Origin of the sequence: uncultured Campylobacter sp., from assembly GCF_938045205.1 — a bacterium.
Taxonomy (GTDB): domain Bacteria; phylum Campylobacterota; class Campylobacteria; order Campylobacterales; family Campylobacteraceae; genus Campylobacter_B.
On the sequence record NZ_CALIMY010000091.1, the window covers coordinates 1 to 3,065 of the forward strand.

Annotated in this window: 5 protein-coding genes; 2 read left to right on the plus strand and 3 right to left on the minus strand. The window is 48.6% G+C overall.

Annotated features, from left to right (window positions below):
- Together Q0198_RS04990 and Q0198_RS04995 are read left to right on the plus strand one after the other, a co-directional pair.
- The coding region (locus Q0198_RS04990; protein WP_297895732.1) for a hypothetical protein at positions 1-370 on the plus strand (370 nt) is incomplete at its 5' end.
- Entirely contained in the window at positions 367-558 is a 192-nt protein-coding gene (locus Q0198_RS04995) for a hypothetical protein (protein WP_297895735.1), read from the plus strand. The genes Q0198_RS04990 and Q0198_RS04995, both read left to right, overlap by 4 nt.
- A 21-nt stretch (positions 559-579) precedes the next feature.
- Here Q0198_RS04995 and Q0198_RS05000 read toward each other — a convergent pair whose 3' ends face one another.
- From Q0198_RS05000 to Q0198_RS05010, 3 genes are all read right to left on the minus strand, one after another.
- Complete coding sequence (locus Q0198_RS05000) at positions 580-1,131, minus strand: phage virion morphogenesis protein (RefSeq protein WP_297895737.1); 552 nt, start codon at positions 1,129-1,131, stop codon at positions 580-582.
- Between the two features lie 114 nt (positions 1,132-1,245).
- Positions 1,246-2,490, minus strand: coding sequence for a phage minor head protein (locus Q0198_RS05005; protein ID WP_297895740.1), 1,245 nt, complete (start codon positions 2,488-2,490; stop codon positions 1,246-1,248).
- The coding region (locus Q0198_RS05010; protein ID WP_297895743.1) for a DUF935 family protein at positions 2,480-3,065 on the minus strand (586 nt) is incomplete at its 5' end. The genes Q0198_RS05005 and Q0198_RS05010, both read right to left, overlap by 11 nt.

A 3,065-nucleotide genomic window follows, 5' to 3' on the forward strand; every position in this document is an offset into this window, starting at 1 on the left:
AAGCGAGCTTGAGCGCGCGCTTGATATTTTATGCGGCCGCGCAGAGGACGGAACGGACTTCAAGCCCGACATATTGGGGCGAAATTTGATCTACAATGCAAGCGGTAAGCTCGGCAAGGCGAAGCGGAGCAGCAAAGATGCGAAGCCCGTCATCAAAAAAATAAGCCCGTCGCAGTTTTCTCGCATAAGCGCGCTTGCCGCTCACCTTGGTATGGACGAGCGGGGGCTTTTGGGCTTTACGATGCGGCAATGTAAAATTTTACTCGGCAAGGAAGAGCAGCTGGCAAAGCTAAGCGCGGCAAACGCAAGCAAGCTAATCACCGGGCTAAGCAAGATCGCACAATTTCGTGCCAGCAAAGGGCAAGTATGATCTGCCCGAAGTGTGCCTACGAAAAAACCTGCGTCATAGCCACGATCAAAAGCACTACGGTGCAGCGTTGGCGCAAATGTCCGAAATGCGGCACCAGCTTTTGCACAATAGAAATTCTCAAGACCGACGAAGAGCTGAATCGATACGCCAAAGAAGCTCTGAAAGAAAAATTAGATCACCCCGAATAATCCCATAAAATCGCAAAAGTTCTACTTTACCGCCTTTTCTATCTCTCGGATTAGATAGTTTTCTATATCTTTTTGTAACGAGGGCAGAAGCGCTCCGCTTTTATCTATCGATAGAAACGGGCGGGCGGGGATATAGATGCCGCGCCCCCAGCCGTTATGTGAGCCGAATTGATGCGTTAGCCCGTAGGGAAAGCCCTCATTTGAGCTATTATTGCTTATCGTTACGCTGGTTTCGCTCGGATCAACGCTCCAAAGCTCCGCCAAATGTCCGGTTACCCGCAATATTTTCTTACTGCCACCGGCGCCGAATTTTGCTAAAAATACGCGGTTACGCCTCCTCGCGCCTCCTCGCGCGCCACTTTTTCTCATATACGCTATGGCGGTATTTACGCTTAGAGGCGTCCACGCCTGCCCAAATGGGCTACGCTCCCGCTCGAAGCTTAGCTCTATCTGCGTTCGTACCTTTTCGCCGATGCGTGCGAGCTTGCTTTTCATCTGCGCTCCGCTTAAGCTATTTTGCAGCGCCGTAAGCTTAGCCTCTATCTCATCCATACCCGTGATTTTTATTGACATTTTTCCGCCTCGGTGGTATAATCGTTTTTAAAGTAGCAAGAGATGCCCTCAGATTTGGCAGAGGGATACTCGCGAAAGCGACTATGAATGACTTGGGTTCGATGCCCGGCCTTGCTACTTTAACCTTATATATCTCTTTTCATCTTTCAGCACGCTTCGGTAGTTTCTAGATGGCATCTTACTAATCGTCGCTATAAAGTTATCCGTTTTAAATTTTTTGAGCGTATAATCTAAATGGATTACCGCATAATTTATCATCCCGTCGCTTTGTGAGCTTTTGTAAAAATACAATAAAACTCTCTCTTTCCTATCATAAAACACATGCTTCGCCCTATCCAGCACACCTACGATCGCTTTAATCTCGTCCGCGTTCGGCTCTTTTGCCTTTGGCTTACTATCGCGCGTGATATGAGAGATAGTATTTTGATAGATCGCGATGCTTTGTGCCTTAGGCTCTATGCCCAGGGCAGATAATCCATTTTCTACGCTCGGGACGAGCATGCCCACTTGAGCGATTTGATAAATTTTTTCTTTGATGATTCCGCCTTTTAGTATGAAATCCACCATCGCATTAAGCCCTTTTTGCCAAACGTAAAGATCGCGCTTATGCGAAAAGTCATTTAAATCATCTTTAACCGCCTTTTTAACACTCTTTGAAATCGCGCGGCTTTTGCTAAATTTCGCGAGCTTTTCAGATAAAACCTCGTCTAAATTATCCGTCTTGCCGACGTTATATGCCCAGTCGGGATGGATTTTAATAGGCGGGATATCCTCCGCCACGCTCCAGCCCTCTCGCCGCAAATCGTCGTCATCTATCGCCTGCACTTTGCAGCGACAGTTCCAGCCGTTCGGCGGATAGCCCCTATCCCAAAACGGATGGCTTTTAGGAAGTATCAGCCCGTGCAGCGCGCGGTGGCTCGCTCTGGTGCGATCATCCAGCACCGCGACGTAACGAAAATACGGCAGATCCGAGCTCATCTGGCTTTGGTAACGCGCTGCGGCATAGGCTACTCGCATATTGGTGTTGTAGATATTTTTTAGTCGCCTGTCGCCGACATAAATTTGCTTTTCCTCGCCCGTTTTTGGATCGGTTACGACTACGTCTCCGAGCCAGCCTTTGCGTGCTAGAGTATCTTTGATGCCACGCTTCCATTCATCAAATCCTTGCCCCTTTTGCGCGGCAAGAGCTAGGCTTTCTTGAATATCTTTTAGAAGGTCTAGCCTCGTGATCTTTGCAACCGTAAAGACGCGATGATGCGCCTCGTGCATAATCTCGTCATAATCGAAATGAAGTTCCGCCCGTTTCTTTTTGATATATTGTACGACCTGCTGCGGCGGATCGAAAAAGCTAATATTCATCGTCATCCGCGCCTAAAATTTCAGCATTCGCTATAATCCGAAATAGCTCATCCTCCAGCGCATCGAGTTTAAAACCGAGTGGATTTTTAGCAAGTATCTCGTAAGCCTGCTCGTAGGTTTGGGCTTTATCTACCACGCTTTTAACGTATGATGAAATTTGCGAGCTTGCGGCGCTAAAATCGTGCTGCGCCGTCTGCCGCTCTATCTCTGTAAGATATTTCGGCACGGCGGCGTTTTTCTCCAAGCTCGCGGCATTTTTTTCGGAATCCGTTTTTGCCTGCGGCGCGGTTTTTGCGCTCGGAGGCAGGTCAAACTCCTTTGCCATATCCTCTACGCTCATCTCATAGCCTAGCTCGTGCAAAATTTGAAGCATCTGCGCGCGCTGGAGCAGATCCACGTCCTTTTCGATTTGAATGTTTAGATTTGCTTTTTTGCCAAGACGCGCGTATATCCGCTCGACTAAGCGGCTTGCAAATTTCACGTCCGCGGCGACTATCTCGGCGCGGTTTTGCTCGTGGGTTTTGCTCATTGCGTAGCTGCCGCTTTGCGCGGTATTTGCATTCGAGCTCAGTACC